General features: G+C 63.8%; 27 protein-coding genes. 13 read left to right on the top strand and 14 right to left on the bottom strand.

Going from position 1 to position 23,476, the window contains the following annotated elements; translation table 11 throughout:
* The first annotated feature begins 45 nt into the window (after positions 1 to 45).
* The 3 genes from ACNHKD_RS11220 to ACNHKD_RS11210 all read left to right on the top strand — a co-directional run bounded on the left by ACNHKD_RS11220 (position 46) and on the right by ACNHKD_RS11210 (position 4,185).
* Positions 46 to 2,487, top strand: coding sequence for a TonB-dependent receptor (locus ACNHKD_RS11220; RefSeq protein ID WP_442753571.1), 2,442 nt, complete (start codon positions 46 to 48; stop codon positions 2,485 to 2,487).
* A 105-nt stretch (positions 2,488 to 2,592) separates the two neighbouring features.
* Positions 2,593 to 3,159, top strand: coding sequence for a TlpA family protein disulfide reductase (locus ACNHKD_RS11215; RefSeq protein WP_442753570.1), 567 nt, complete (start codon positions 2,593 to 2,595; stop codon positions 3,157 to 3,159).
* Positions 3,160 to 3,237: 78 nt separating this feature from the next.
* A complete protein-coding gene (locus ACNHKD_RS11210; protein ID WP_442753569.1) occupies positions 3,238 to 4,185 on the top strand; it encodes an alpha/beta fold hydrolase in 948 nt (315 codons plus the stop codon).
* Between the two features lie 98 nt (positions 4,186 to 4,283).
* On the opposite strand, the gene hisN is transcribed toward ACNHKD_RS11210, so the two are convergent.
* Entirely contained in the window at positions 4,284 to 5,105 is an 822-nt protein-coding gene (gene hisN, locus ACNHKD_RS11205; RefSeq protein WP_442753568.1) for a histidinol-phosphatase, read from the bottom strand.
* Positions 5,106 to 5,134: 29 nt separating this feature from the next.
* Positions 5,135 to 6,091, bottom strand: a complete 957-nt coding sequence (locus ACNHKD_RS11200) for an N-formylglutamate amidohydrolase (protein WP_442753567.1) — start codon at positions 6,089 to 6,091, stop codon at positions 5,135 to 5,137.
* 184 nt (positions 6,092 to 6,275) lie between these two features.
* Between ACNHKD_RS11200 and cpdR the strand changes: the two genes are divergently transcribed.
* On the top strand, positions 6,276 to 6,650 hold the full coding sequence (gene cpdR / locus ACNHKD_RS11195) for a cell cycle two-component system response regulator CpdR (RefSeq protein WP_442753566.1): 375 nt from the start codon (positions 6,276 to 6,278) through the stop codon (positions 6,648 to 6,650).
* 136 nt (positions 6,651 to 6,786) lie between these two features.
* Here the strand turns inward: cpdR and ACNHKD_RS11190 are convergent, their stop codons facing one another.
* On the bottom strand, positions 6,787 to 7,833 hold the full coding sequence (locus ACNHKD_RS11190) for an SGNH/GDSL hydrolase family protein (RefSeq protein ID WP_442753565.1): 1,047 nt from the start codon (positions 7,831 to 7,833) through the stop codon (positions 6,787 to 6,789).
* A gap of 174 nt (positions 7,834 to 8,007) precedes the next feature.
* Between ACNHKD_RS11190 and ACNHKD_RS11185 the strand changes: the two genes are divergently transcribed.
* Both ACNHKD_RS11185 and rpmE read left to right on the top strand, forming a co-directional pair.
* Positions 8,008 to 9,078, top strand: a complete 1,071-nt coding sequence (locus ACNHKD_RS11185; RefSeq protein ID WP_442753564.1) for a hypothetical protein — start codon at positions 8,008 to 8,010, stop codon at positions 9,076 to 9,078.
* Between the two features lie 142 nt (positions 9,079 to 9,220).
* Complete coding sequence (gene rpmE / locus ACNHKD_RS11180; RefSeq protein ID WP_363348127.1) at positions 9,221 to 9,451, top strand: 50S ribosomal protein L31; 231 nt, start codon at positions 9,221 to 9,223, stop codon at positions 9,449 to 9,451.
* Between the two features lie 126 nt (positions 9,452 to 9,577).
* On the opposite strand, the gene rcdA is transcribed toward rpmE, so the two are convergent.
* Both rcdA and ACNHKD_RS11170 read right to left on the bottom strand, forming a co-directional pair.
* Positions 9,578 to 10,117: a protease adaptor protein RcdA gene (rcdA, locus tag ACNHKD_RS11175; RefSeq protein WP_442753563.1), complete on the bottom strand. Its 540-nt coding sequence runs from the start codon at positions 10,115 to 10,117 to the stop codon at positions 9,578 to 9,580.
* Between the two features lie 483 nt (positions 10,118 to 10,600).
* Positions 10,601 to 10,861, bottom strand: coding sequence for a hypothetical protein (locus tag ACNHKD_RS11170; protein WP_442753562.1), 261 nt, complete (start codon positions 10,859 to 10,861; stop codon positions 10,601 to 10,603).
* Positions 10,862 to 11,007: 146 nt separating this feature from the next.
* Here ACNHKD_RS11170 and ACNHKD_RS11165 point away from each other — a divergent pair, with 146 nt between their 5' ends.
* The 3 genes from ACNHKD_RS11165 (at position 11,008) to ACNHKD_RS11155 (ending at position 12,681) form a co-directional block, all read left to right on the top strand.
* Entirely contained in the window at positions 11,008 to 11,799 is a 792-nt protein-coding gene (locus ACNHKD_RS11165; protein ID WP_442753561.1) for an inositol monophosphatase family protein, read from the top strand.
* Positions 11,796 to 12,293 (top strand): GNAT family N-acetyltransferase, encoded by a 498-nt coding sequence (locus tag ACNHKD_RS11160; protein ID WP_442753560.1) that lies wholly within the window; start codon positions 11,796 to 11,798, stop codon positions 12,291 to 12,293. Before ACNHKD_RS11165 ends, ACNHKD_RS11160 begins: the two co-directional genes overlap by 4 nt.
* Before the next feature lie 175 nt (positions 12,294 to 12,468).
* Positions 12,469 to 12,681, top strand: coding sequence for a cold-shock protein (locus ACNHKD_RS11155; protein ID WP_442753559.1), 213 nt, complete (start codon positions 12,469 to 12,471; stop codon positions 12,679 to 12,681).
* A 290-nt stretch (positions 12,682 to 12,971) separates the two neighbouring features.
* Here the strand turns inward: ACNHKD_RS11155 and pyk are convergent, their stop codons facing one another.
* Together pyk and ACNHKD_RS11145 are read right to left on the bottom strand one after the other, a co-directional pair.
* Complete coding sequence (gene pyk / locus ACNHKD_RS11150) at positions 12,972 to 14,420, bottom strand: pyruvate kinase (RefSeq protein WP_442753558.1); 1,449 nt, start codon at positions 14,418 to 14,420, stop codon at positions 12,972 to 12,974.
* A gap of 99 nt (positions 14,421 to 14,519) precedes the next feature.
* Entirely contained in the window at positions 14,520 to 14,942 is a 423-nt protein-coding gene (locus tag ACNHKD_RS11145; RefSeq protein ID WP_442753557.1) for a DUF1036 domain-containing protein, read from the bottom strand.
* Between the two features lie 278 nt (positions 14,943 to 15,220).
* On the opposite strand from ACNHKD_RS11145, the gene ACNHKD_RS11140 reads away from it, so the two are divergent.
* Complete coding sequence (locus ACNHKD_RS11140) at positions 15,221 to 15,805, top strand: NAD(P)H-dependent oxidoreductase (RefSeq protein ID WP_442753556.1); 585 nt, start codon at positions 15,221 to 15,223, stop codon at positions 15,803 to 15,805.
* Positions 15,806 to 15,897: 92 nt separating this feature from the next.
* On the top strand, positions 15,898 to 16,341 hold the full coding sequence (locus ACNHKD_RS11135; RefSeq protein ID WP_442753555.1) for a PA2169 family four-helix-bundle protein: 444 nt from the start codon (positions 15,898 to 15,900) through the stop codon (positions 16,339 to 16,341).
* Positions 16,342 to 16,344: 3 nt separating this feature from the next.
* On the opposite strand, the gene hemB is transcribed toward ACNHKD_RS11135, so the two are convergent.
* Positions 16,345 to 17,361 (bottom strand): porphobilinogen synthase, encoded by a 1,017-nt coding sequence (gene hemB / locus ACNHKD_RS11130; RefSeq protein WP_442753554.1) that lies wholly within the window; start codon positions 17,359 to 17,361, stop codon positions 16,345 to 16,347.
* 113 nt (positions 17,362 to 17,474) lie between these two features.
* On the opposite strand from hemB, the gene ACNHKD_RS11125 reads away from it, so the two are divergent.
* Positions 17,475 to 17,954, top strand: a complete 480-nt coding sequence (locus ACNHKD_RS11125) for a hypothetical protein (RefSeq protein WP_442753553.1) — start codon at positions 17,475 to 17,477, stop codon at positions 17,952 to 17,954.
* 133 nt (positions 17,955 to 18,087) lie between these two features.
* Here ACNHKD_RS11125 and ACNHKD_RS11120 read toward each other — a convergent pair whose 3' ends face one another.
* From ACNHKD_RS11120 to gatB, 3 genes are all read right to left on the bottom strand, one after another.
* On the bottom strand, positions 18,088 to 18,417 hold the full coding sequence (locus tag ACNHKD_RS11120; protein WP_442753552.1) for a hypothetical protein: 330 nt from the start codon (positions 18,415 to 18,417) through the stop codon (positions 18,088 to 18,090).
* An 82-nt stretch (positions 18,418 to 18,499) separates the two neighbouring features.
* Complete coding sequence (locus tag ACNHKD_RS11115; protein WP_442753551.1) at positions 18,500 to 18,790, bottom strand: hypothetical protein; 291 nt, start codon at positions 18,788 to 18,790, stop codon at positions 18,500 to 18,502.
* A gap of 264 nt (positions 18,791 to 19,054) precedes the next feature.
* Positions 19,055 to 20,524 carry an Asp-tRNA(Asn)/Glu-tRNA(Gln) amidotransferase subunit GatB gene (gene gatB, locus ACNHKD_RS11110; protein ID WP_442753550.1) on the bottom strand — a complete coding sequence of 490 codons (1,470 nt, stop codon included), beginning with the start codon at positions 20,522 to 20,524 and terminating at the stop codon, positions 19,055 to 19,057.
* 91 nt (positions 20,525 to 20,615) lie between these two features.
* Here gatB and ACNHKD_RS11105 point away from each other — a divergent pair, with 91 nt between their 5' ends.
* On the top strand, positions 20,616 to 20,939 hold the full coding sequence (locus ACNHKD_RS11105; protein WP_442753549.1) for a hypothetical protein: 324 nt from the start codon (positions 20,616 to 20,618) through the stop codon (positions 20,937 to 20,939).
* Between the two features lie 422 nt (positions 20,940 to 21,361).
* On the opposite strand, the gene ACNHKD_RS11100 is transcribed toward ACNHKD_RS11105, so the two are convergent.
* Genes ACNHKD_RS11100 through gatA form a run of 3 tightly spaced genes read right to left on the bottom strand, consistent with a single transcriptional unit; the run spans position 21,362 to position 23,457 of the window.
* A complete protein-coding gene (locus tag ACNHKD_RS11100; protein WP_442753548.1) occupies positions 21,362 to 21,610 on the bottom strand; it encodes a FitA-like ribbon-helix-helix domain-containing protein in 249 nt (82 codons plus the stop codon).
* A 30-nt stretch (positions 21,611 to 21,640) separates the two neighbouring features.
* A complete protein-coding gene (locus tag ACNHKD_RS11095; RefSeq protein ID WP_442753547.1) occupies positions 21,641 to 21,973 on the bottom strand; it encodes a chorismate mutase in 333 nt (110 codons plus the stop codon).
* Positions 21,973 to 23,457 (bottom strand): Asp-tRNA(Asn)/Glu-tRNA(Gln) amidotransferase subunit GatA, encoded by a 1,485-nt coding sequence (gene gatA / locus ACNHKD_RS11090; RefSeq protein WP_442753546.1) that lies wholly within the window; start codon positions 23,455 to 23,457, stop codon positions 21,973 to 21,975. The genes ACNHKD_RS11095 and gatA overlap by 1 nt, the downstream gene beginning before the upstream one ends.
* Positions 23,458 to 23,476 lie beyond the last annotated feature (19 nt).

Below are 23,476 nucleotides of genomic sequence, written 5' to 3'. Positions count from 1 at the left end.
TCGCTGTTTAACCGCCGCACCCCGGCGGATCGGGAGAATCTTGTTATGTCACGTCATGCCCTGACGCGCGGCGCATCCGCCGGCGCGATCGCCATTGTTTTGCTTGCCGGCGCCGAAAATGCCGCGCTGGCTCAGACCCCGCTGCCCGACATCACGATCGCGGCGGCGCGCAGAACCGGCGCCGCGCGTTCGGCGCCCGCCGCCGCGCCGCAAACGATCCCGACCATCGCGCAGCCCGCAAAGCCGCTCGGCGCGACAATTATCGATCAGCGCCAAATCGCCGATGAACGGCCCGCGGCCGTGGACACCGTGCAGCTCCTGCGGAACACGCCCGGCGTGAGCTGGTATGAAGCCGGCGGCGTCTCGCGCCTGCCCGCCATTCACGGTCTGGCGGACGATCGGCTGAACGTGCTGGTGTCCGGCATCCCGGCGGCGTCGGCCTGCGCCAATCACATGAATCCGCCGCTCTCTTACGTTTCTCCGTCGCAGGTCGGAAAAATTCAGGTCTATTCGGGCGTCGTTCCCGTCAGCGTCGGCGGCGACAGCGTTGGCGGCGCCATCATTGTCGACCCGCCATCGCCCGTCTTCGTCCCTTCCGGAAAAGCCGCTCCGGGCCAGGCGGCGAACGAGCCGTCCCGCCTCGCTTTCGACGTGGACGGCAAGCCGGTCCTGTTCAAGGGAGAGGTCGGCGCCTTCTATCGCAGCAACGGCAACGGCTATGGCGGCCACCTCTCCGCGACGGCGGCGACGGACCGTTTCAGCGTCACCTATAACGGCTCCTATTCGCGGTCCGAGAATTATCACGCGGCCGCAGCCTTCAAGCCGGCTGGCTACGCCTTCTCATTCGTCCCGCTGCCGCTGACGCGCTTGAACCAGTTCACGCCCTGGCTTTCGGGGAGCGAGGTTGGCTCGACCTCCTATCAGGCGCAAAATCACGACGTCAGCCTCGCCTTCCGCCACGAGAACCATCAGCTCCAGGTGAACGTAGGTTTTCAGCACATTCCCTATCAGAACTTCCCGAACCAGCGAATGGACATGACGCTGAACCGCAGCGTTCAGGGGAGCGTCCGCTATAACGGGCAATATGACTGGGGCCTGCTCGAGGGGCAGTTCTACCATCAGACCGTCCGCCACGGCATGGATTTCGGTCCGGACAAACAATATTATTACGGCGCGCTCAACAACATCCTCGCTCCCGGCATGCCGATGGAGACCAAGGCGCAGAACACCGGCGTGAAGGCCAAGGCCGACATTCCCCTGTTCAATATTCACAATCTGCGCCTGGGCGCGGAATACCAGCAATATCGCTATAATGAATGGTGGCCGCCGTCGCCCTTCGTGCTGCCGCCCGGCAAGACGTCCGGCGGCATGGCGCCGGCGGCCTTCATCGCCATCAATGACGGACAGCGCGATCGCTTCGACGCCTTCGCCGAACTCGAATCGCGCTGGAGCCCCGAATGGTTGACGCTGGTCGGCTTGCGCAGCGACACGGTGTGGATGAACGCCGGCCCCGTGCATGGCTACAATGTGATGATGTACGACTCGGCGCCGCTTTTTCCTGCGACGACGTTCAATCTCTCGAACCGCGCTCGCACGGATCAGAACTGGAACGCGACCGCGCAGGCGACCTATACGCCGAGCGCCGCGCTGACCTTCTCGCTCGGCTACTCGCTCAAGAGCCGGTCGCCCAACCTCTACGAACGCTATTCCTGGTCCCCGGCCACGATGCCGGCGGAAATGATCGGCTGGTTCGGCGACGGAAATTTCTATGTCGGCAACCTCAACCTGAAGCCGGAAGTCGCGAATACGGTCAGCGCGACGGCGGACTGGCATGACGAGGCCAACCAGCGGGGGATTCGCTTCACGCCCTACTTCACTTACGTCTCCAACTTCATCGACGTTCAGCGCTGCCCGCTTTATGTCTGCGGGAACACCCCGACGACGCGCAACAATCTGGTGACGACATACGGCTTCGTCTTTCTCCAGTTCGTCAATCAGGACGCCCGCCTTTTCGGCGCGGATCTCTCGGGACATGCGGTTCTGGCGCAGAGCACGCCGCTCGGCGACTTTACCGCCCGAGGGGTCGTCAGCTACGTCAACGGGCAGAACATCGCGACGGGCGGCAATCTTTATCAAATCATGCCGATCAACGCGAAACTGTCGCTCGAACAGAAGTTCGGCGGATTGACCAATCTGATCGAAATGCAGGTGGTCGGCGCCAAGGCCAATATCGAGCAGGCCCGCAACGAGCTGAAGACCTACGGCTACACGCTGTTCAATTGGCGCAGCAGCTATGAATGGCGTAACGTCCGCTTCGACGTCGGCGTGGAAAACATCTTCAACGCCTTCTACTACCAGCCTCTGGGCGGAGCCTATATCGGTTACGGCGCCACCATGTCGGGGAACGGCGCCGGCGCGCCGGCCTGGGGGATACCCGTACCGGGAATGGGCCGGAGCGTCTATGTCGCCACGAATGTGAAGTTCTGATTTTGTCTGCAGCCCTGCGGCGTCTCGACCGGGCGGCTCGCGCCGCCCGGTTTTCGTTTGTGGCTTCATGACCGCCGCGCGATGGCGTATTGGGAGGGAATGAAAATGATGCGCTTCCTGACGATCCTGTTGGCGCTTTTCGGCGCAGCCGCGACCGCCCGCGCCGAAATTCTCGGCATGCAGGTTGAGCGCGCCGTGACCGAGCAGGACATGAAGGACTCGCTGCGCGCGATCGATCTCGTCGACGAGAAAGGCGCACCGTTCGATTTGCGCGCGATTCTCGCCGACGGCAAGCCGACGCTCGTCTCCATCTGGGCGCATTGGTGCCCGAACTGCCTCGCGGAAGCGCCGGGTTACAAAGCGCTGGCGAAGGCCTGCCCGCAGCGCTGGAACGTCGTCTTCGTCTCGTCGACGCCGAAGGATTTTCCCAAGGACCTCGCCAGGTTCAAAACCTACGGCCTGCCCTGGAAAATCTACCGCATCGCCGACACGACCAGGACCGACGCCGCCAAGGCCAGAGCCGCGGGCGCCTTTTACGGCCTGACGAAAGAGGGCGGCGTCGTCACGCCCACGCATTATTTCGTCAACGCGGCGGGCGGCGTCGAGGCGATCGTGAGCGGCAGAATAAATTTTGCGGAGCCAGAGCGGCTCGCCGCCTTTTGCGGGAGCTGATTCCGCCCCGCTTTTCGACAGCGGGTCGAAAATGCACTATTGCGCGAACAGATTCGGCTTGAGCGCCACGGAGAAGACATGCTCGAACTGGTCGCGACGCCAGACAATCCTATTCCCGACGGCGCCGTCGTCCATCAGCTGAAGAGCTATGACGGGAGGCGCCTGCGCGCCGCGACCTTTCCCGCCCGCGAGACGTCGCGCGGCACGGTCGCGGTTTTCCAGGGTCACAACGAATTCATCGAGAAATATTTCGAGACCATCGAAGATCTGCGCAAGCGCGGCTTCGACGCGGTCGCGCTCGACTGGCGCGGCCAGGCGGGTTCGGAACGCGAATTGAACGATCCGCGCAAGGGCCATGTCGACGATTTCTCTCAGTATCAGCGCGATCTCGAGGTCTTCGTCGCGCAGGTTCTGGCGCCTCGCCCGCAGCCCTGGTTCGCGCTCGCGCATTCGATGGGCGGCGCCATCATGCTCGACATGGCGCATTCCGGCCGCCCGCCCTTCGAGCGGATAGTCGTCACCGCGCCGATGATCGACCTCGCCAATCTCGTCTTTCCGCGCGGGGCGCGATGGCTCGCCGACACGCTCGACATGCTGGGGCTCGGCGGTCAATTCATCCCTTTCGGCCGCGGCCGCAATTTTCTCGAACTGCCCTTCGAGGGAAACAAACTCACGACCGATCCCATGCGCTTCGCGCGCAATGCGGCGATTATCCGGGCGGCCCCGTCGCTCGTGATCGGCGACCCCACGATCGGCTGGGTCAACTCCGCCTTCCGCCTGATGCGCCGCTTCGAGGCGCCGGAATACGCCCGGCAGATCCGCACGCCGATCCTCGCCTTCTCGGCGGGCCTCGAAAATGTCGTGTCGAATCCCGCCATCGAACGCTTCACGCAGAATCTCAACAATGGCGCCCTGATCCCCATCGCCGGCGCCAAGCATGAGATCCTGATGGAGCGCGACCCGCTGCGGGAGCAGTTCTGGAGGGCGTTCGACGCGTTCGTGCCGGGGACCATCCGATCTTCGTGAGGTTCACGGGCGCGAGATCATTGAATCGATTGATCGCGCTAGCGCCCTCTCCCCGCAAGCGGGCAAGCGGGGAGAGGGTGATAGCGCCATTGGCGCGCTTATTTCGCCGCGGCGTCTACCCCCCCCAACAGTCTTAGCGCGGCCTCATGCAGCGCCCGGTCGCCCGCCGCGACGATCGCGCCGCCCTTTGACGGGTCGCCGCCGTCCCAGGTCGTCACGACACCTCCCGCCCCTTCTATGATCGGGATGAGCGCCACAATGTCATAGGGATTAAGGCCCGCTTCGATCACCAGATCGACGTGGCCCGCCGCCAGCGCGCAATAGGCGTAGCAGTCCCCGCCATAGCGCGAGAGGCGCACCTCGGCCTCGACGCGATGGAAGCTCTCGCGTAGCGAGGGGTCGATCAGCAAAGGCGAGGTCGTCATCAGCGTCGCCTGCGAAAGCTTCGGGCACGGGCGGACGACGAGCCTGCGGCGCTCCTCCGGCGCCTTGCCGTGGCGGGCCGGGCCGCGCCAGAAGGCCGCCTCGCCGTCGCCATGGAAGCGCTCGCGCGTGAAGGGCTGGTGCATCAGGCCGTAGCAGGGCCGGCCGCGATGCTGGAGACCGATCAGCGTGCCCCAGGTCGGAAAGCCGGAGATGAAGCTTTTGGTGCCGTCGATCGGGTCGAGCACCCAGACATATTCGGCGTCTGCATCCTTGGCGCCGAACTCCTCGCCGATGATGCCGTGGCCCGGAAAGGTGCGCTCGATCAGACGCCGCATGGAAAGCTCGGCGGCACGGTCGGCCTCCGTCACGGGATCGAAGGCGCCGCCATGCGCCTTGTCGTCCGCGGCGATGGCCGTGCGGAAGAAGGGCATGATCGCGTCGCCCGACACGTCGGCGAGTTCCTCCACGAAACGTTCGAAATCGACGACGGTCATTGCCTCTCCAGCGCCGCGCGGGCCGCGACTTATTCGGCGGCCATCCGACGCGGGCCGCCAAGGGTTTCGTCGAGTTCGACATCCTGTGCGAGGCCTGCGACGACTTCCGTCAGATCGGCGACGACCGCCTGGAAGCGCGCGCTCTTCTCCAGCGTCGCCTCATCCATGTAAAGCCCCCGCGAAACTTCGATCTGCAGCGCGTGCCATCCAGCCGCCGGGCGGCCGAAATGCTCGGTGATGAAGCCGCCCGCATAGGGTCGGTTGCGCTGCACGTTGTAGCCGCGCGCGCGCAGCCGCTCCTCGACGCCGCCCACGACGCCCGGCGCCGCGCTCGCCCCATAGCGGTCGCCGACGACGAAATCGATACGCTTCTTCTCGGCGCGGGCCGCGACCGAAGGCTCACGGGCGCTGGTCGACGGCATAGAATGACAGTCGACGAGCACGGCGAAGCCGAATCGTCGCTGGGCGCGCTCCATCAGCCCGCGCAGCGCCTCGTGATAGGGCTTGTAGAGCGCCTCGATTCGCCGCAGCGCCTCTTCGAGCGAAACGCGCCCGGCGTAGATCTCGCGGGCGTCGGCGACGACGCGCGGAATCGTGCCGAGCCCCGCCGCGACGCGCAGCGACCGGGTATTGGCGAAAGAGGGCAAAGGTCCGTCGAAGAGCTTGGGATCGAGCTCATAGGGCTCGCGGTTGAGGTCCAGATAGGCCCTGGGGAAAAGCGCGCGCAGCATTGGCGCGCCGACTGCATGCGCCGCTGCGAAGAGCTCGTCGACATAGGCGTCCTCCGAACGGCGGAGGGAGGCGGCGTCGAGCCGCGCGGCGGCGAGGAAGCGCGCCGGATAGATGCGCCCCGAGTGCGGCGAGGAGAAGACCAGCGGCGAGAGCAGCTCGGCCGGCTCGACGATCTCGAAGGGCGCCAGGAGTTCAGGCTCATGCGGCTCGATTGCCCCGCCCCCTTCCCTGCGTCCTGATTTTTGCCCATTCATCAGCGCGCCCTGCCTTGGTCTCGCCGGATCGACGCCCTTCATATTAACAGGCGGACGTCGCGCGGCTCGCCCAAGCACCGCGAATTTCCACATTATCGCGACCTAAGTTAACGTGAGGCAGCCTGAGTTTCACCTGATATTTACGAAACTCCGGCTCTATGGGGAAAACGATACGAGGACTGCGATGAACGAGAGGATAAACGCGAAGATCCTGCTTGCGGAAGACGACAACGACATGCGTCGTTTCCTGGTTAAAGCCCTGCAGCAGGCCGGCTTTTCCGTGACCTCCTTCGACAACGGCCTCTCGGCCTATGACCAGCTTCGCGTCGAGCCCTTCGAGCTTCTGCTGACCGACATCGTCATGCCCGAAATGGACGGAATCGAACTGGCCCGCCGCGCGACGGAGCTCGACCCCGATATCAAGGTCATGTTCATCACGGGCTTCGCCGCCGTGGCGCTCAATCCGGACAATCAGGCGCCGCGCCAGGCCAAGATTCTCTCCAAGCCGTTTCACCTGCGCGACCTCGTGAGCGAGGTTCAGCGGATGCTCGCCGCCTGATTCCGACGCTCGAGCCGACAGATACAGCGGCTGGAGCGCGGCTCGCGAAAAAGGGGAAACCGGCTCTTTCGCCTGAAGCGCGCCCTGAACCTTTAGAATATCGGATAGCCCGGGTTTACCGCCTAAGCGCAGCGATCTAGCAGGCCACGAGACGCGCCAGCGCCCTTTCGAGCAGGCTGCGCCGCCGGTGGACCATGATCCCCGCGATCTCCAGCGTCTGATCGTTAAAGGGAACGTGCGGCGGCCCGTCCATCAGGGTGAGATCATAGGACTGCGCCATCAGCGCTATTTCGGAGGCCGTCATTTCCACGACGACCTGCGGCGCCTGGGGCAGTTCCGCCGTCACATAATGCAGGGCGATCAGGTTTGGCGCATCCTGGCGCGCCAGGGACTGGGCGTTTTTCCGGATCGTCCGCCCGCCGGCATGAATGCTGTAAGCCCCACTCGTCTCCGTCGATCGGATCAGCAAAGCCGCCAACCGCCCATCCGTGTCGAACGCGCATTTTCCGCCACGCGGCAACTTTATCAGGGGCCCGTCGAAGACCGTGCTTTTATGGTCGAGGCGCCAGGCCTTGCTGGACAGCGAGGCCTGCGAAGCGTCGAGATAAGCGAAGCTCAGCTTTCGTCCCGCGTCGTTGGGAACAGGCAGCGGCGCCTGCAAACGCGCCGCGACCGCCTCTGCGACGCGCCGTGAGGCGGCTGCGTCGAGATGTTTGGGATCGACGAAAAAACCGGGGTCGATCTTGCCGAGAACGTCGCTCAGAAACAGCGTCGCCACCCCTCGCGCCCGCGCCGCCTCCCGGTAAAGGCGATCGAGGAACAGCGAGCCTTCCGCCTCCCCGCCGCCGTCGCGCGGGCGAAGGCACAGGCAGAGGAAAAGGAGCCGAATCCTTTCCCGCGCGCAGATCGTCATGACGTCGTGCAGCGTTTCCACGACGGTTTCCGGCTCGAGGCTGTCCCCCGCCATCCACACCGTGTCGTTCAGCGTGTATTCGAAAATCACGGCGTCCGGGCGCGGCTGGCCGTCGCGAATCATTTTCAGGAGCCGCAACAAGCCGAAAAGCGAGCCAACCGCTCCCAGGAATCTGTTCTCGATGACGTGTTCGCCGGCGATCTCTCTCAGGATGGCCGCCCAGCCAGTCTTGGGTCCGGAATTGGATCCGCCGAGAATCATTACGCGCAAAAGAGCCCTCCATCGCCGCCGAGCGGCGCATTTCTAGGAAAACGGCGCGGCGGGCGCGAGTCCTTGAGTCGTGTTTTCGCCTGAGATATGACGAGCCTACAAGAACGTCCGGCATCACTTTTGCGCCGTTTCCGGCGTCCGCCCAGCGCCTTCTCGCTAACCAAAGCGGCATCAATGAATTTTATTGTCGACGGCGACACCGGTTCCGTGATCAGTGGTTGGCTCACGCCCGACAATCCCTCGGCGACTCCTTCCTTCGTCGTCGTCATTCCCGGGCGGGACGAGATCGAAATCCGAGCCAATGTCGACAGGCTGGACATCCGCGATCTCGGCATGCACGGCACCGGGCAATGCGGATTCCGGGTAGATCAGGAAATCGTTCCCGATTTGCCCAGTCTTGTGGACGTCGAGATCCTCGAAGCCGAAACGCGGCTTCCGATTTTTCGGCGCTTTCAGCCCGATGACGAAGTCGAGCGCAAAGTATTCGTCTTCGATTGCGCGATCATTCCGCAACGTCGGCTGGTGGCGGAAATAAAATCCAGATTTTCGCTCACCTACTTCAATTCCGAGCGCCACGGCCTCGAAACCACCGTTGCGATGATCGCCAATCCCGCCAACCGGTCGGTTTTCATCTCGGGCCGGACGAATCTCATGCGATATGATTACCTTCTCAAGGAGAAAGGTTTTCTGCGAGTCGCGCTTTTGCGCGAACCGCATGAGGAACTGGCTGAGCGGCTCTATTTCTTCAACTTCCTCGTCCGCGAAGGAGACGCCTCGTCCTTTTCCACTTATACAAGCGGCGTGCGAAGCCTGCTGGATTTCGCCCGCGACCTGCCCTTCAACGACCTCAAGGCGCTGACCGGGGCCTTCCGCGCGTCGAGCGAGCAGCACCGCCGCGAGCTGATGAGCCCGATGACCAAGGTTTTCGGCTGCGACGTGGACGAGCCGCCGAAACACGCCAATGTGTCGAGGGCGCTGGACAGCCTTGCGGATTTCGACGTCGTGGGGACTCGCGAACGCTTTCCGCTCTTTAAGGACCTGCTCGCGGGGGCGATCGGGTCGAATATTCTCGGAGACGAGGAGCCCGTGGTCTTCCAGAGCGTCAAGACGCTCGCCGCCAATCTGGCCAAGATCGGAGTGGTCAACGACCTCCTCGCCGATGATCTCGCCCTCTATTCCTACGCGGAGGACGCGATCAACGAGGGCGTCCTCAACCCGGACTTCAAGCTTCAACGGCAGGTTTAATTCGCACGGGGGCGCTGACGGCTTGCCGAAGCAGACGCGTTGCGCTAAGAGCGCTGCAAAATCGTCAAACTGAACCGGCCGCCCCCCGCCGAAAGGCGTATCGAGGTCGTGGCCGTTTAATATCGCAGGAAGGACGCTTTCCATGAAAAAGGACATCCACCCGGACTATCACACGATCAAGGTCGTGATGACCGACGGCTCCGAATATCTGACGCGTTCGACCTGGGGCAAGGAAGGGGACACGATGAACCTCGACATCGACCCCAAGACGCACCCGGCCTGGACGGGCGGCTCGACCCAGCTCCTCGACCGCGGCGGCCGTCTCTCGCGCTTCAACTCGCGCTTCGGCGGGCTCTCCTTCGGCAAAAAATAAGCCGCTTCGTGGGAATTGTTTTCAGAAACGCCGAGGCCCTCGCCTCGGCGTTTCTTCGCTTTTCAAGAAAAAAGCGGCGGGACAGTCATCCCGCCGCAGATGGCCGCAAGCGCTGAAGCGCCGCTTTTAAGGCTGGGCGAAGGCGTCACGCAGCTTTGCGAGCTGCTCCTGCACGGAGCTTCCAGCCGGCGCGTTGCGCGACTGGGTCGTTTCCGGCGTAGCGTAGAAGAGCTGGTCCAGATGGATGATGCGGGCCTGCAGACGCACGGAATGCAAGGCGAGATCGCGCAGACGCTCCGGCAGGCGCTGGAAAATATCCGGTGCGGAGGCGAGTTCCTGCTGATGAAGCTTGACCCGGTGGCGGTCGCTCGCCGCCTGGGTGCGGGTCAGTTCGCCCTGATTGACCGCACGCTGCAATAGGAGCCAGGACGCGATCTGCATGAGTCGCGTCGTTAGGCGCATGCTTTCCGCCGCATAGGCGAGGGCTTCCGCCCGAGGCAACTCCTTCGCCTCCTCGCGGCCCTGCCCATCGAGATAGGCCGCCGCCTCCTCCACCAGACCCATGCCTTCCTTGAACATCATGCCGAAAGCTTCGGAACCGGCGAGCTTTTCGACGAAGGAAACCGGCTGGCTGTCCTCGCCCCGACTGTCACTTAAACGACCCATGCCACGCTCACGCCGCTATATCACGCTGCGACGGGGCGGACCGCCCAATCGCAAAAAACGTGATCGCCTCCACAATCTGGCGCGCGTCTCACGAAAAACCGGTTCCCACTTTTTCGCTGCGCGCTCTCGCCGGCCTGATTGACGCCGACGAACTCGATACATCGCGACATTAGCGCAATTGTAATGGACGCGCTTGCTTAGCCGTTTTTTAACCTTAACGCTGGCAATGAATTTTTAACGCCAAAAAGAGAGCCGCGAAAGCGGCTCTCAAGGCTCATGACAGGGAGGCGTCAAGGACGAGTGGAGAAGAGATTGGCCACCCGCGTCCGGAGTACGGACAGGAAAAGGCTGAGCGCGATTCATTAATTCACGGTTAACCCGCTCAATTTTCCATGCATGCGCATCGCATGCGCATCGCGCCCGCCTCATGAGCCTAGCGCGCGCGACCCGGAGCGGGGAGGTCGAGGCGGTCCTGTAAAGCCCTTACATCCGCTTCTCTGGAGCGGCCACGCCTGCGTCGTCGTCTGCCCTCTCCGCATGAGAGAGCTGAACAATTCCCAGGCACAGGACGACGAGTATCAGGGTCCGAACAAGCTGACCGAGGGTAATGCGGGAGAATTTCGGGCGCGGCGCGTTCCGGGGCGCCGCCGGCTGCTCTTCCCTATGCGCGTTGCGATACGCCTCGACAATCGCGCGCGGACGTCGGCCCGGCTGCATCCCGAAATCGACGTCGATATTCGCCATTCGAAGGACTCCTTTAATTTCTTTCGTAGAATTTAGTCGGAAATCTTACTTTTTTGTAAAGCTTGAGCTAACCCCGCGTTACTGCTTGACGCGCGGACAGGGGGCGGGCATTTGAACCCTCCTCCCCGCTCCCGAGGCCTTCCCGAATGATTCGTTCCGCGTTGATGAATGTAATGACCGCCGCCGCGATCAAGGCTGGGCGCGGGCTGAAGCGAGACTTCGGCGAGGTCGAAAACTTGCAGGTTTCGGTCAAGGGACCGGGCGATTTCGTCACCGCCGCCGACAAGCGCGCCGAGAAGACGCTGTTCGAGGAGCTCTCCAAGGCCCGTCCCGGCTATGGCTTCATCATGGAGGAAGGCGGCTCGATCGAAGGATCGGACAAGAGCCACACCTGGCATATCGATCCGCTCGACGGCACCTCCAACTTCCTGCACGGCGTTCCGGTCTTCGCCGTCTCGATCGCGCTCGAGCGCGACGGCCAACTCGTCGCCGGGCTTGTCTACAATCCCGCGACCGACGAGATGTTCGTCGCGGAGAAGGGACAGGGCGCCTATTTCAACAATCGCCGCATGCGCGCCGCCGCGCGCCGGACGCTCGCGGATTCCATGGTCGCCTGCGGCATCCCTCCCCTCGCCCGCTCCCGAGACCATGAATCTTTCAAGCGGGAGCTTGCCGCCGGCATGGCCAAGATCGGCAATATTCGCCGCATGGGCGCCGCCGCCATGGATCTCGCCAATGTCGCCTGCGGCCGATTCGACGGCTATTGGGAGCGCGGCATCAATTCGTGGGACGTGGCGGCGGGTATCGTTCTCGTACGCGAGGCCGGCGGTTTCGTCACCGATCTCTCGGGCGGCGGCGACATGCTGGCCAAGGGCGAGATCTGTTGCGGCAACGAGGCCATCCACCGCCAGCTTCTCGACGTGATGAGGAAGGCGTGACCGCTCTGACCGGCGCGACCCACGGCGTCACCCCTCCGCCCGACCCGGCGCGCCTTCGGCGACGCGGGGACGCGAATCTTCCCGAAATGCTCGATCTCTGGGTCGACTCATGGCGTGCAGCCTATCCCGATATCGACTTCGACTCGCGCCGCCCCTGGCTCTCCAACCAAATCACGACGCTGGAGCAGAACGGCGCGGTCACCCTCTGCATTTTTCACGCCGGCGCGCTGGCGGGCTTTGTCGTCATCCACCCGGAAACCGGCTGGCTCGACCAAATTTGCGTGGGCGAGGCCTTTAAGGGCAACGGATGCGCGGAAGCCCTGATGGCGGCGGCGCGCGCAATGTCGCCCGGCGTCGTCCGTCTCGACGTCAACGCGGACAATGTTCGCGCGATCCGTTTCTACGAGCGCAACGGCTTTGTTCAAATCGGCCGTGGCGAAAACACGCTTTCCGGCCGGGAGACAATGCAAATGGAGTGGCGGGCGGCGGAATAAATCGCCGCCACGCTTCCATTCCCGCCGCAACGCCCCCATATAGGCGTTGTCGAGTTTCGGCCGAACGATCTTGCTCTCTCGTCTCAAGACGTGCGGCGATGACATTCTCCCAAAACTTCGATTGAAAGACGCCGCATTCTCGCGGCGGTCTCTTCGTGTCTTGAAAGGAAGCGCCATGCAGACTGGCGTCGTTAAATGGTTCAACGCCCAGAAGGGCTTCGGCTTTATTCAACCGGACGCCGGCGGCGGCGACGTCTTCGTACATATCAGCGCCGTCGAGCGTGCGGGTCTGAGTAATCTCGCGGAAGGCCAAAAGGTGAGCTACGAGATCGTCGTCGACAAGCGCAGCGGACGCTCTTCGGCCGACAATCTAAAAATCGCCGCGTAATTGGAAAGGGGGCCGGCGACGGCCCCCGGTTTGTCGCCAAAACTTCCAAGGCGGCCTCGTCCTTCGAGATGCGAGCTGTGATCTCGGTCCCGCCCAAGATCGCAATTCTTGTTTTGTGCAAGTCGGGAAAACCCGACTTGCACCCACTCCTCAGGATAAGGCCCAACTGTTTGGCGCTGATGGAAGAAGTCCCTCATGCCGAGGGGTTTGCGCAGCAAGCGTCTTGAAGCGCGAGGGGCGCCGCCGCTACCTTGTCAGCAGCCCGGGGGCCGGCGACGGCCCCCTTTTTCTTACGCCGCGTCGTCCGCCAGGCTCGCCGCCTCCCCCACATGCGCGATGCGGATCATATTCGTTGCGCCCGGCGAGCCGAAAGGCATGCCCGCGACGATGATGACGCGATCGCCATCGTCTCCGAAGCCTTCGCTCTTCGAATATTCGCAGGCGCGCTTCACCATGTCCTCGATATCCGATGCGTCGCGCGTCTCGAGGGCGTGAACGCCCCAGACGAGGGCGAGGCGGCGCGCCGTGTCGCGCTTCGGCGTCAAGGCGAGGATCGGCGACTGTGGGCGCTCGCGGGCGATGCGCAGCGCCGTCGTGCCCGACGAGGTCCAGGCGCAGATCGCCTTGGAATGCAGCGTCTGCGCCACGTCGCGCGCTGCGACCGCGATGGCGTCGGCCGAGGTCGGGTTCGGCAGTTCGCCACGCTGGGCGTTGATGATCGAACGGAACACGGCGTCCGTCTCGACCTCCTCCGCGATGCGGCTCATCGTCGCCACCGCTTCCTGCGGATATTGGCCGGCGGCGCTTTCGGCCGAGAGCATCACCGCGTCGGCGCCTTCGAAAACGGCGGTCGCCACATCCGACACCTCGGCGCGGGTCGGCAGCGGCGAGAGGATCATCGATTCGAGCATTTGCGTCGCGATGACGACCGGTTTGCCGAGGCGGCGCGCCGAACGGTTGATTCGCTTCTGCAGACCGGGCACGCGTTCGAGCGGCACTTCGACGCCCAGATCGCCGCGCGCCACCATGAGCGCGTCGGAAACCTCAATCACCTCTTCAAGGCGATGAATTGCCTGCGGCTTCTCGATCTTGGCCATCACCAGGGCGCGGCCCTTGGTGATCTGCTTCACCTCGATCACGTCCTCGGGGCGCTGCACGAACGAGATCGCCACCCAGTCGACGCCCTCCTTCAACGCCGCGTCCAAATCGGCGCGGTCCTTGGACGTCATCGAGGTGATCGGGATTTCCGTATCCGGCAGGCTGACGCCCTTGCGGTTCGACAGCCGCCCGGCGACGTCGACCACCGCATGGGCGCGATCGGGCGCCGTCTCGACCACATGCAACCGCACGCGGCCGTCGTCGATCAGGATCGTGTCGCCGACCTTGAGAGCGGCCAGGATTTCCGGGTGCGGCAAGCGGACCCGGGTGACGTCGCCGGGCGCCTGGTCCGAATCGAAGACGAAAACGTCGCCTTTGCGCAGATGGATCGACCCCTCCTCAAAGGCGCCGATGCGCAGCTTCGGGCCCTGAAGATCGCACAGAATGCCGATCGCCCGCTCCATCTCGGCCTCGATCTCGCGGATGATGCGCACATAATTGCCGAGCGCCGCATGATCCGTGTGACTCATATTGATGCGGAAGACGTCGGCGCCCGCCCGCACGAGGCCGGCGATGACCGCCTTGTCGACTGTCGCCGGTCCCAGCGTGGCGATGATCTTGGTCCGCCTCAGCCTTCTCATGTCCGTTCCCACACCCTCGTCTCGTTCACGCGCGCCTGTCGCGAAAAGGGCTCCGCCTCTCCGCAGCGCGCTCTCCGGCCGCTATAACGCGGCTCTATGTCATTGCGCTGGCGCCCCGTTCGGGTCCGTGAGCTGGACCGTCCAGCTCTTCGCGTCGCGCCCGGTGTCGATCTCGAAGAAACCCGTCCGCTCGTAGCCCCGCGCGAAACAGTCCTCACGTCCGTCGATTCGAAACTCGCGGTCGCGCGTGCACATGAAGGCCTTGCCCTTCCACTCGCCGCCGCGCTCGTCCATCGCATACACATAATAATATTGCGCGGCGAGCGGCCCGCGCAGCAATGTCTCGCAGGCCGAGGGGCGCAGGTTCCACCACCCTTCGGAGAGCCAGTTCTTCCCATCCGTATAGGCGATGGCGACGCTGACCCGCGTGTTGGTGTTGTTGCACAGGCGAAAATCGGCGCGCGCCGACCCCGTCAGGGCCAGGACCGTCAGAATGGCGGGGAGGAAAAGGCGTCGCATCATGGTTGAGGGCGAAACTTGGAAGGATCGGTCCTGAGCGGCGCCGAAGCGCCGCCGCTCAGGGAGAGGCAAACCACGTAGGGGCTGGTTTGGCAACCCATTTGACCCCTGTTTCGGTCCCGTTCGGGCAGCCAGGCTTTCCCTAAAGGCCGCAGGTCCCGCGACAGCGCTCATCTGCGCCCGCGCGACGGACGCGCTTGTGGCGGCCGGCGTGACTTCTGGACGCGTTGAAAGGCGAGCGGAAGCGTTCAAATTAGTCCGGTCTTTAAACAGGAGCAGGCATGTCGAAGCGTATCGCGATCATTCAGGGCCATCCCGATCCCGCGCCCGAGCGGCTCTGCCGCGCATTGGCCGACGCCTATGCGCGCGGCGCGGCGCGGGGCGGTCATGAGGTCAAACGCATCGACGTCGCCGCGCTCGACTTTCCCCTGCTTCGCAGCCAGGTGGAGTTCGAGCGCGGCGGACCGCCCCCCGCCATCGCCCAAGCGCAGGAGACGCTGCGCTGGGCCGATCATTGGGTGATGGTTTATCCGATCTGGCTCGGCGATGCGCCCGCCCTTTTCAAAGGATTCATCGAGCAGACGTTCCGCCCCGGCTTCGCGCTGCGCTACAGGGACGGCCGCATTCCCTACGGCCTGCTCAAGGGAAAAACCGCGCGCGTCATTGCGACGATGGGCATGCCGAGCCTGGTTTATCGCTTCTTCTTTTTCGCGCATGGTCTGCGCAATCTGAAACGAAACGTCCTGAATTACGCCGGCGTCTCGCCCGTGCGCGAGACCCTGATCGGCTCGACCAGGGGCATGCTGCCCGAGACGGCCGAGAAATGGCTGACGTCCATCGAGGCGCTCGGGCGCGAGGGCCGCTGATACCGGGCCACGAGCAAAGTCGCTTCGGAACAATCCGAGCCCCCTCTTGTTTCGGACGGACGCAACGGCGTCCGTTCCGTCGGGAGGCGCATATGGAAAACACCGAAGTCATCAAGACGCTGAACAATCTTGCCGAGATCAGCCGCGACGGAGAGCGAGGCTTTCGTACGGCTGCGCAAGAGGCGCGCGATCCTCAGCTCAAGAACGTCTTTGAAACGGCGGCGGCGCGCTGCGCCGACGGCGCTCGCGAGCTGGAAACTCAAATTGCCACGATGGGCGGCTCTCCAACGCATTCCGGCTCGGTCTCGGGCGCATGGCACAGGGTCTGGACCAGCCTCAAGGCGATCGTCACCGGCCACAGCGACAAGGCCATCCTCGATGAGGTCGAGCGCGGCGAAGACGTCGCCAAGACCGCCTATGAATCGGCCATCGCCCAAGAGCTGCCGCCGAACATTCACGAGATCATCGCCAGGCAGTATCGCGGCGTGAAGGAAAATCACGACCGCGTGCGCGACCTTCGAAACCGGGCGGCGTAACGCTCAACCTGCGTCTTGCAGGAGGCGTGCGGCGCGCGGCGCGAAATAGGTGAGCACGCCCGACGCGCCCGCGCGCTTGAAGGCCAGCAGGCTCTCCATCATGGCGCGCTCTTCGTCGAGCCATCCCTGCTGCGCCGCCGCCATGATCATCGCGTATTCGCCCGAGACCTGGTACGCGAATGTCGGCGCGTGGAAGGTTTCGGCGACGCGACGCACGATGTCGAGATAGGGCATGCCGGGCTTGACCATCACCATGTCTGCGCCTTGCTCCAGATCGAGCGCCACCTCGCGCAGCGCCTCGTCCGTATTCGCGGGATCCATCTGATAGGCGCGCTTGTCGCCGCGCAGCGTCTTGCTGGTGCCGATGGCGTCGCGGAACGGCCCATAAAACGCGGAAGCGTATTTTGCGGCGTAGCTCATGATCTGCACGTTCTGAAAGCCTTCCGCGTCGAGCGCGGCGCGGATGGCGCCGACGCGGCCGTCCATCATGTCGGAAGGCGCGATAATGTCGGAACCGGCGCGCGCCTGCGTCACCGCCTGCCGCGTCAGCACCCCCACCGTCGCGTCGTTGACGATCTCGTCCCCAACGAGCAGCCCGTCATGACCATGGCTCGTATAAGGATCGAGCGCGACGTCGGTGATCACGCCGATGTCGGGCGCCGCCTCCTTGATCGCGCGGCAGGCGCGGCAGACGAGATTTTCCGGGTCGAGCGCGACGCTCGCCTTCTCGTCGCGGAGCCTGGGATCGGTATTGGGAAAGAGCGCGACAGCCGGCACGCCGAGCGCGGCGGCCTCCACGATCGACGCGACCGCGAGGTCGATCGACTGCCGGAAAACCCCCGGCATGGAGGCGACCGGCTCACGGCGCCCCTCGCCCTCGATCAGGAACAGGGGCCAGACGAGATCGGAAACGTCGAGCGTCGTCTCGCGCACGAGACGTCGTGACCAATCGCTCTTGCGATTGCGGCGGGGCCGCTGCACAAGCGGAAGCCGCGTCGAAGAAATCTCCCTGTCGGTCATGGTCGCCTCCCTTTTCGCGGACGCTTGACACGCACGCCAGCGTCTTTCGACTCCGACGCGCGGGAACGTTATAGACATATGGCGCGTCCGTTGCGCTCGCGCAGGGAGAAAAGATGGCCGCCGCGGGCAAAGTCTCGTCGTCATTCGCCATGATCGCCGCCGCCGGCCTTGCCGGCGCCTTATGCGTCGCCGCGACGCCGATTCTTTCGCAGGACGCTCAAAGGCCCGCGGCGCGAACGCCCGCCGCGCCGAAGACGAAGCCGCAGAAAGACGACGCCGAGCAGAAACCGAGCTCCAGGACCGGCGTGAAACCGGCCGCTCCCGCGCCGACGGCGACAAAACAGAACGTCCCGGCGAAGGCTCCTGCGCAACAGCCGGCGCCAAGAGCCGCGCCGGTCGAACCGACGCCGCCCACGCAAACCAGGCTCGCGCCGCTGCCGCCGGTCGACACCTCCTCGCCGCCGCCATCATTGCCGCGCGCCTCGCGAGATCGCATGCGCTCTTGCGCCGAGGCGTGGGAGAAGATGAAGCGCGCCTCGAACGCGAACCTGCCGATGTGGCGCGATTTCGCTACCGGCTGCCTCACGCGCTGAGGCGAGAAATCATAAAACCCTAAAAAAGTTTCGCCCGAGGAGCGCTTGGCGCGCGATCCCGGGCGAATACTCCTGCGCGAAAGCGCGTTCACGACGCGCGATCCCTTGATCACGCATGGCGCAAACGCCCTGATCAGGCGCCCTCGGTCGGCGTTTCCGGCGGAGCTACCTTCACCTTGCGCGGCGCACGCTTCTTGGCCGGCGCCTTGCGGGCGGCGGTCTTCTTGGTCGCGCGCTTCTTCGTCGCAGCCTTCTTGGTCGCGACGCGCCTTTTGGTCGCTACCTTGCGGACGGCCTTGCGAGCGGTCTTCTTCGTCGCGGTCTTCTTCGTCGCGCGCTTTTTGGTCGTCGCCTTCTTTACTGCGCGCTTCTTGGTCGCCGCCTTCTTGGTCGCGGTTTTACGCGCGCCCTTCTTCGCCGCAGCCTTCTTGGCCGGCTTACGCTTCGTTGTAGCTCTCGCCATAATAAGTCCCCTTGATCCGAATTGCCGGAGTTATGGTCGACCGACAATACGCGCAAATAGCGTAACGTGGTTAATCGCCGGTTCAAGTGGCGCCGCACGACGCGTATGCAAAACAAGCCTTCGCGCATCCTGTCGCAGCATCGTCGAGCGCGAAGAAGAGCGCGTCGAAACTCCTGTCGACGCGCTGCGCGATTGCTTTCCGCATCGCGTCGACGCGCGCGGAATTCGCTCTCGACCCGCTTGCGCGCGCGCATGCAAAAGCATCGCGCACGCGGCGTTCGCCGCCACTGGCGCGATGCCGCGACTGTAATTCAATATGTTGTTTTTCTTTGTGATCGGTTTGAATCCGACGCTCGCTTGAATAGACGCGCACAAGTCATGGAAACGCTTGCGCGCGTGTTTCGCTCTCCGCCGAAAGGCCGCTCGCGCGCCATCGCTAAAAGAGCGAGGAGAGGTTTGGACGCAGGCCTGCAAGCGCAGGTTCGAAGGGGCGCCGTCGGAGGTGCGACGCGCCTTGAAAAAAATTTGTGCGCAAGACGCAAAAAGGCAAAAAAAATGTCGGCTGACACCGTGCGCGAGACAAAAAATCGCGCAAGACGCAGCCGACTGTGATTCGCTCGCGGAAAAGAGCGGTTGGTCAGACGCCCAATTTCTGTTTGAGGAGCTCGTTTACGGCTTGCGGATTCGCCTTGCCGCCAGTCTGTTTCATCACCTGGCCGACGAACCAGCCGAGCATGGTCGGCTTCGCCTTCGCCTGCTCGGCCTTGTCGGGATTGGCGGCGATGACGGCGTCGATCGCGGCTTCGATCGCGCCCGTGTCGGTCACCTGCTTCATCCCCCGCCTCTCGACGATCTCCTTGGGATCGCCGCCCTCGGTCCAGACGATCTCGAAGAGATCCTTGGCGATCTTGCCCGAGATGACGTTGCTGGAGATGAGGTCGATGATGGCGCCCAGGGCCTGCGCGGAGACCGGCGAACGCATGACGTCGAGACCTTCCTTGTTCAGGCGGCCGAACAGCTCGTTGATGACCCAGTTCGCAGCAAGCTTGGCGTCGCGCCCCTTCGCGGTCTCCTCGAAATAATCGGCGCTCGCGCGTTCCATCACGAGCACGCCGGCGTCATAAGGCGGCAGGCCGTATTCGTCGATGAAGCGCTGACGCTTGGCGTCCGGCAGTTCGGGCAATTCGACTTTCAGCGCATCGACATAGGCCTGGTCGAACTCGAGCGGCAGCAGGTCCGGATCCGGGAAATAGCGATAATCATGCGCTTCCTCCTTCGATCGCATGGAGCGCGTTTCGCCCTTGGCGGGATCGAAAAGGCGCGTCTCCTGATCGATCTTGCCGCCGTCTTCCAGAATGCCGATCTGGCGACGCGCCTCGACCTCGATCGCCTGGCCGATGAAACGGATCGAGTTGACGTTCTTGATCTCACAGCGCGTGCCGAGCGGGCCCCCGGGGCGACGTACGGAAACGTTGACGTCGGCGCGCAGCGAGCCCTGCTCCATATTGCCGTCGCAGGAACCGATGTAACGCAGCAGCGCGCGCAGCTTCGTGACATAGGCGCGCGCCTCCTCCGCCGAGCGCATGTCGGGCTTGGAGACGATCTCCATCAGCGCGACGCCGCTGCGGTTGAGGTCGACATGGCTTTCGCTCGGCGAAAGGTCGTGCAAGGATTTACCGGCGTCCTGCTCGAGATGCAGGCGCTCGACGCCGACCGTGATGCGTTCGGTCGGCGACACGTCGACGATCACCTGGCCCTCGCCGACGATCGGGTGTTTGTATTGAGAGATCTGATAGCCCTGCGGCAGATCAGGGTAGAAATAATTCTTTCGGTCGAAGATCGAACGCAGATTGATCTGCGCCTCGAGCCCCAATCCCGTGCGGATCGCCTGCTTGACGCATTCCTCGTTGATCACCGGCAGCATGCCCGGCATGGCCGCGTCGACCAGAGAGACGTGATCGTTGGGCGCGCCGCCATACTCAGCGGAAGCGCCGGAGAACAGCTTGGCGTTCGAGGTCACCTGGGCATGGATTTCCATGCCGATGACGACTTCCCAATCGCCGGTCGCGCCTTTTATGAGCTTGGATGGAGCCGCCTGTGTCGCCATATTTTCCTCGCTAAACCTACGCCTTCCATATAGACCACGGCGCGCGCGAGCGGAACGGGGCGAGGCGCCGCCAAAGGAGGAAGCGAGAGCGATGGGCGAAAAAAAAGACATCAGGAGCCGTATCTCCCGCATCGTCGAGCGCATGCGCGGCGCGCCCCCTTACGTCGCTGTTCCCACCGGACTCGGCTTTGTCCTCGGGGGCACGGTCCTCGCGCCACTCCCGGTTTTCGGCGTCTGGATGGTGCCGCTCGGCCTCGCGATCCTCGCGCCGCACTGGCCGGGCGCGGAGCGGCTGTCTCGCCGTCTGCATTGGCAGCGCCTGAAATTCCTTCGCTGGTCGATCCGCCACGGATTCGTGCGTGTGAAGCGGGCCGAGCGGAAGGGCGACGAGCGCGCGCCCGACGCGGAAGGGTAAACGCGGTCAGCCGGAGAAGGGATCGACGAGCGGAACGCAGAGGTCCTGAAAGCGCTTTGTATTGCAGGTAGCCAATGTCATGGAATGCGCAGCAGCGATCGATGCGATGACGCCATCCATGACAGGGAGGGGCTCGCGAGCAACTTTGCGAATGGCGCGCAAGTTCGCGAAATGCCGCGCCGACATTTGATCGAAGGGCAGAATGCGCCCCGCAAATTTCTCCCTTTCGATCAATTCGCACGCGCGCAGCAACGCGTCGCGCTTTCTGCCCGAAGGCGGGATTCCCGCGCCATATCAAAGTTCCGCGGGAACCGGCGCGCAAAGATACAGGTCGGATTTGAGCTTGGAGCTCAACCAGGAGCGGACGGCTGAATTCCCGTCGGGCTTCATGGCTTGAGAAATGACGTTCGTGTCGAGAAGGATCACTCGAAATCGGGCCCTGGCCGCTCGGCATTGTCGCGAGGCTGTATGAAGTCGTCCGTCCAAAGTTCCGGCGGCACGAGCATATGGAGTTCTTCCCCTAGCCCATACTCCGAAGGCCTCGGCGCAGCCAAAGCCCGCTTCAGTAGCGCCTCGATTTCTCGCGACAGGCGACGTTTGTTGGCGCGAGCGCGTTCCTCAATCTGCCGCTTCAGATCGTCGGGAATGTTTCGAACGAGGATATCAGACATAAGCAAGAGCGCGTCAGATTTATCGCCGGATTACTCCCCCTTCGGCGCCCGATCTCCCATCAGACGCTCTTCATACTGGATCGACCATTCGATGATGGCCGTCCACAAATTCATCGCGACCTCGACCGAGAGCCCCTCGCGCCGCGCGGCGCCGAGCACGCGCGCCAGCACCTCGTCGACGCGGTCCGGCACGCGCGCGGGAATGCCAAGCGCCGGCTTTACTTTCGCCGCCCGCTCGATCTGGCGCTGGCGCCTGGCGAGCAGGGCGACGAGATCGTCGTCGAGTTCGTCGATAACGCGACGCACGTCTGACATTTCGTCCTGCGCCGCCTTGAGGTCGGGCTCGGTTGCGGCCTTGTTCATCAGCGCCACCACGGCTCGGGGAAGCCGAACTTCGGCGCCGCCTGCTCGATCGCGGAAGCCAGCGAGAACAGCGTCTCCTCGTTGAAGGGACGGCCAATGAGCTGCAAGCCGAGCGGCAGACCGTTGGCCGCGAGGCCGCCCGGAACCGAAATGCCCGGGAGACCCGCCATGTTCACCGTCACCGTGAAGACGTCGTTGAGATACATCTCGACGGGATCGGTCGATCCCTGCTCGCCCTGCGCAAAGGCCGTCGAGGGCGTCGCGGGCGTCAGCACGGCGTCGACGCCGGCCGCGAAAGCCTGATCGAAATCCCGCTTGATGAGGCTGCGCACCTTCTGAGCGCGCACGTAATAAGCGTCGTAATAGCCCGCTGACAGGACGTAAGTGCCGATCATGATGCGGCGACGAACTTCGGCGCCGAAGCCCTTGGCGCGGGTCTTTTCGTACATGTCGATGACGTCGCGGCCCGGCTCGCGCAGGCCGTAGCGCACGCCGTCATAGCGCGCGAGGTTCGACGAGGCTTCCGCCGGCGCGATGATGTAATAGGTCGGCAGCGCGTATTTTGTATGCGGGAGGGAAATCTCGACGATCTCCGCCCCCGCGTCCTTCAGCCACTGCACGCCTTGATCCCAAAGAGCGGCGATCTCGGCCGACAGGCCGTCCAGCCGATATTCCTTCGGGACGCCGATGCGGCGGCCCTTCACCGACGCGCCGACGGCCTTCTCGTAATCCGGCACGGGCGTGTCGACGCTCGTCGTGTCTTTGGGATCGTGGCCCGCCATGGAGCGCAGCATGATGGCGGCGTCGCGCACAGTGCGCGCGATCGGGCCGGCCTGATCAAGCGACGAAGCGAAGGCGACGATGCCCCAGCGCGAGCAGCGGCCGTAAGTCGGCTTGACGCCCACCGTGCCAGTGAAAGCCGCCGGCTGACGGATCGAGCCGCCCGTATCCGTCGCCGTGGCGCCGAGGCAAAGATGTGCGGCGACAGCCGCCGAGGAGCCCCCGGACGAACCGCCCGGAACGATCTTGGCGTTCGGGTCGCCCTTGCGCTTCCATGGCGAAATCACGGGGCCGAAGGCGCTCGTTTCATTCGACGAGCCCATGGCGAATTCGTCGAGATTGAGCTTGCCGAGCGTAACGGCGCCGTCGCGGATGAGATTGCCGGAGACGGTCGACTCGTAGGGCGGCGTAAAGTCGTCGAGAATGCGGCTCGCCGCCGTCGTGCGCACGCCTGCGGAGCAATAAAGATCCTTGACGCCGAGCGGCAGGCCCTCGAGCGCGCCGCCCTGCCCGCTCGCAAGCTTCGCGTCGCTCGCCTCGGCCTGCTTCAGGGCGAGTTCCGGCGTCTCGGTGATGAAGCAGTTGAGCGCGCGCGCGCCTTCCATCGCGGCGATATGCGCCTTGGTCAGTTCCACGGCCGAGATTTTCTTCGACTTCAGCGCGTCGCGCGCCTCGGCAAGGGAAAGATGCGTCAGATCGGACATCGAGTCTCTTTATATATCG

The sequence above is a fragment of the Methylocystis sp. JAN1 genome, from assembly GCF_052186135.1.
Taxonomy (GTDB): domain Bacteria; phylum Pseudomonadota; class Alphaproteobacteria; order Rhizobiales; family Beijerinckiaceae; genus Methylocystis.
The sequence above is the reverse complement of the archived record's forward strand: the minus strand, read 5'-3'. Positions and strand labels throughout refer to the sequence as shown.

Excerpts from the sequence above, each read along its gene's own strand:
- ACNHKD_RS11135 (WP_442753555.1), top strand. The coding sequence starts at position 15,898 with ATGGAAAACACCGAAGTCATCAAGACGCTGAACAATCTTGCCGAGATC.
- ACNHKD_RS11170 (WP_442753562.1), bottom strand. The coding sequence starts at position 10,861 with ATGGCGAATATCGACGTCGATTTCGGGATGCAGCCGGGCCGACGTCCG.
- gatA (WP_442753546.1), bottom strand. The coding sequence starts at position 23,457 with ATGTCCGATCTGACGCATCTTTCCCTTGCCGAGGCGCGCGACGCGCTG.
- ACNHKD_RS11220 (WP_442753571.1), top strand. The coding sequence starts at position 46 with ATGTCACGTCATGCCCTGACGCGCGGCGCATCCGCCGGCGCGATCGCC.
- ACNHKD_RS11185 (WP_442753564.1), top strand. The coding sequence starts at position 8,008 with ATGAATTTTATTGTCGACGGCGACACCGGTTCCGTGATCAGTGGTTGG.
- rpmE (WP_363348127.1), top strand. The coding sequence starts at position 9,221 with ATGAAAAAGGACATCCACCCGGACTATCACACGATCAAGGTCGTGATG.
- ACNHKD_RS11200 (WP_442753567.1), bottom strand. The coding sequence starts at position 6,091 with ATGAATGGGCAAAAATCAGGACGCAGGGAAGGGGGCGGGGCAATCGAG.
- rcdA (WP_442753563.1), bottom strand. The coding sequence starts at position 10,117 with ATGGGTCGTTTAAGTGACAGTCGGGGCGAGGACAGCCAGCCGGTTTCC.
- cpdR (WP_442753566.1), top strand. The coding sequence starts at position 6,276 with ATGAACGAGAGGATAAACGCGAAGATCCTGCTTGCGGAAGACGACAAC.
- ACNHKD_RS11095 (WP_442753547.1), bottom strand. The coding sequence starts at position 21,973 with ATGAACAAGGCCGCAACCGAGCCCGACCTCAAGGCGGCGCAGGACGAA.
- hisN (WP_442753568.1), bottom strand. The coding sequence starts at position 5,105 with ATGACCGTCGTCGATTTCGAACGTTTCGTGGAGGAACTCGCCGACGTG.
- ACNHKD_RS11140 (WP_442753556.1), top strand. The coding sequence starts at position 15,221 with ATGTCGAAGCGTATCGCGATCATTCAGGGCCATCCCGATCCCGCGCCC.
- ACNHKD_RS11105 (WP_442753549.1), top strand. The coding sequence starts at position 20,616 with ATGGGCGAAAAAAAAGACATCAGGAGCCGTATCTCCCGCATCGTCGAG.
- ACNHKD_RS11145 (WP_442753557.1), bottom strand. The coding sequence starts at position 14,942 with ATGATGCGACGCCTTTTCCTCCCCGCCATTCTGACGGTCCTGGCCCTG.
- hemB (WP_442753554.1), bottom strand. The coding sequence starts at position 17,361 with ATGACCGACAGGGAGATTTCTTCGACGCGGCTTCCGCTTGTGCAGCGG.
- ACNHKD_RS11155 (WP_442753559.1), top strand. The coding sequence starts at position 12,469 with ATGCAGACTGGCGTCGTTAAATGGTTCAACGCCCAGAAGGGCTTCGGC.
- ACNHKD_RS11165 (WP_442753561.1), top strand. The coding sequence starts at position 11,008 with ATGATTCGTTCCGCGTTGATGAATGTAATGACCGCCGCCGCGATCAAG.
- pyk (WP_442753558.1), bottom strand. The coding sequence starts at position 14,420 with ATGAGAAGGCTGAGGCGGACCAAGATCATCGCCACGCTGGGACCGGCG.
- ACNHKD_RS11210 (WP_442753569.1), top strand. The coding sequence starts at position 3,238 with ATGCTCGAACTGGTCGCGACGCCAGACAATCCTATTCCCGACGGCGCC.
- ACNHKD_RS11120 (WP_442753552.1), bottom strand. The coding sequence starts at position 18,417 with ATGGCGAGAGCTACAACGAAGCGTAAGCCGGCCAAGAAGGCTGCGGCG.
- ACNHKD_RS11215 (WP_442753570.1), top strand. The coding sequence starts at position 2,593 with ATGATGCGCTTCCTGACGATCCTGTTGGCGCTTTTCGGCGCAGCCGCG.
- ACNHKD_RS11100 (WP_442753548.1), bottom strand. The coding sequence starts at position 21,610 with ATGTCTGATATCCTCGTTCGAAACATTCCCGACGATCTGAAGCGGCAG.
- gatB (WP_442753550.1), bottom strand. The coding sequence starts at position 20,524 with ATGGCGACACAGGCGGCTCCATCCAAGCTCATAAAAGGCGCGACCGGC.
- ACNHKD_RS11125 (WP_442753553.1), top strand. The coding sequence starts at position 17,475 with ATGGCCGCCGCGGGCAAAGTCTCGTCGTCATTCGCCATGATCGCCGCC.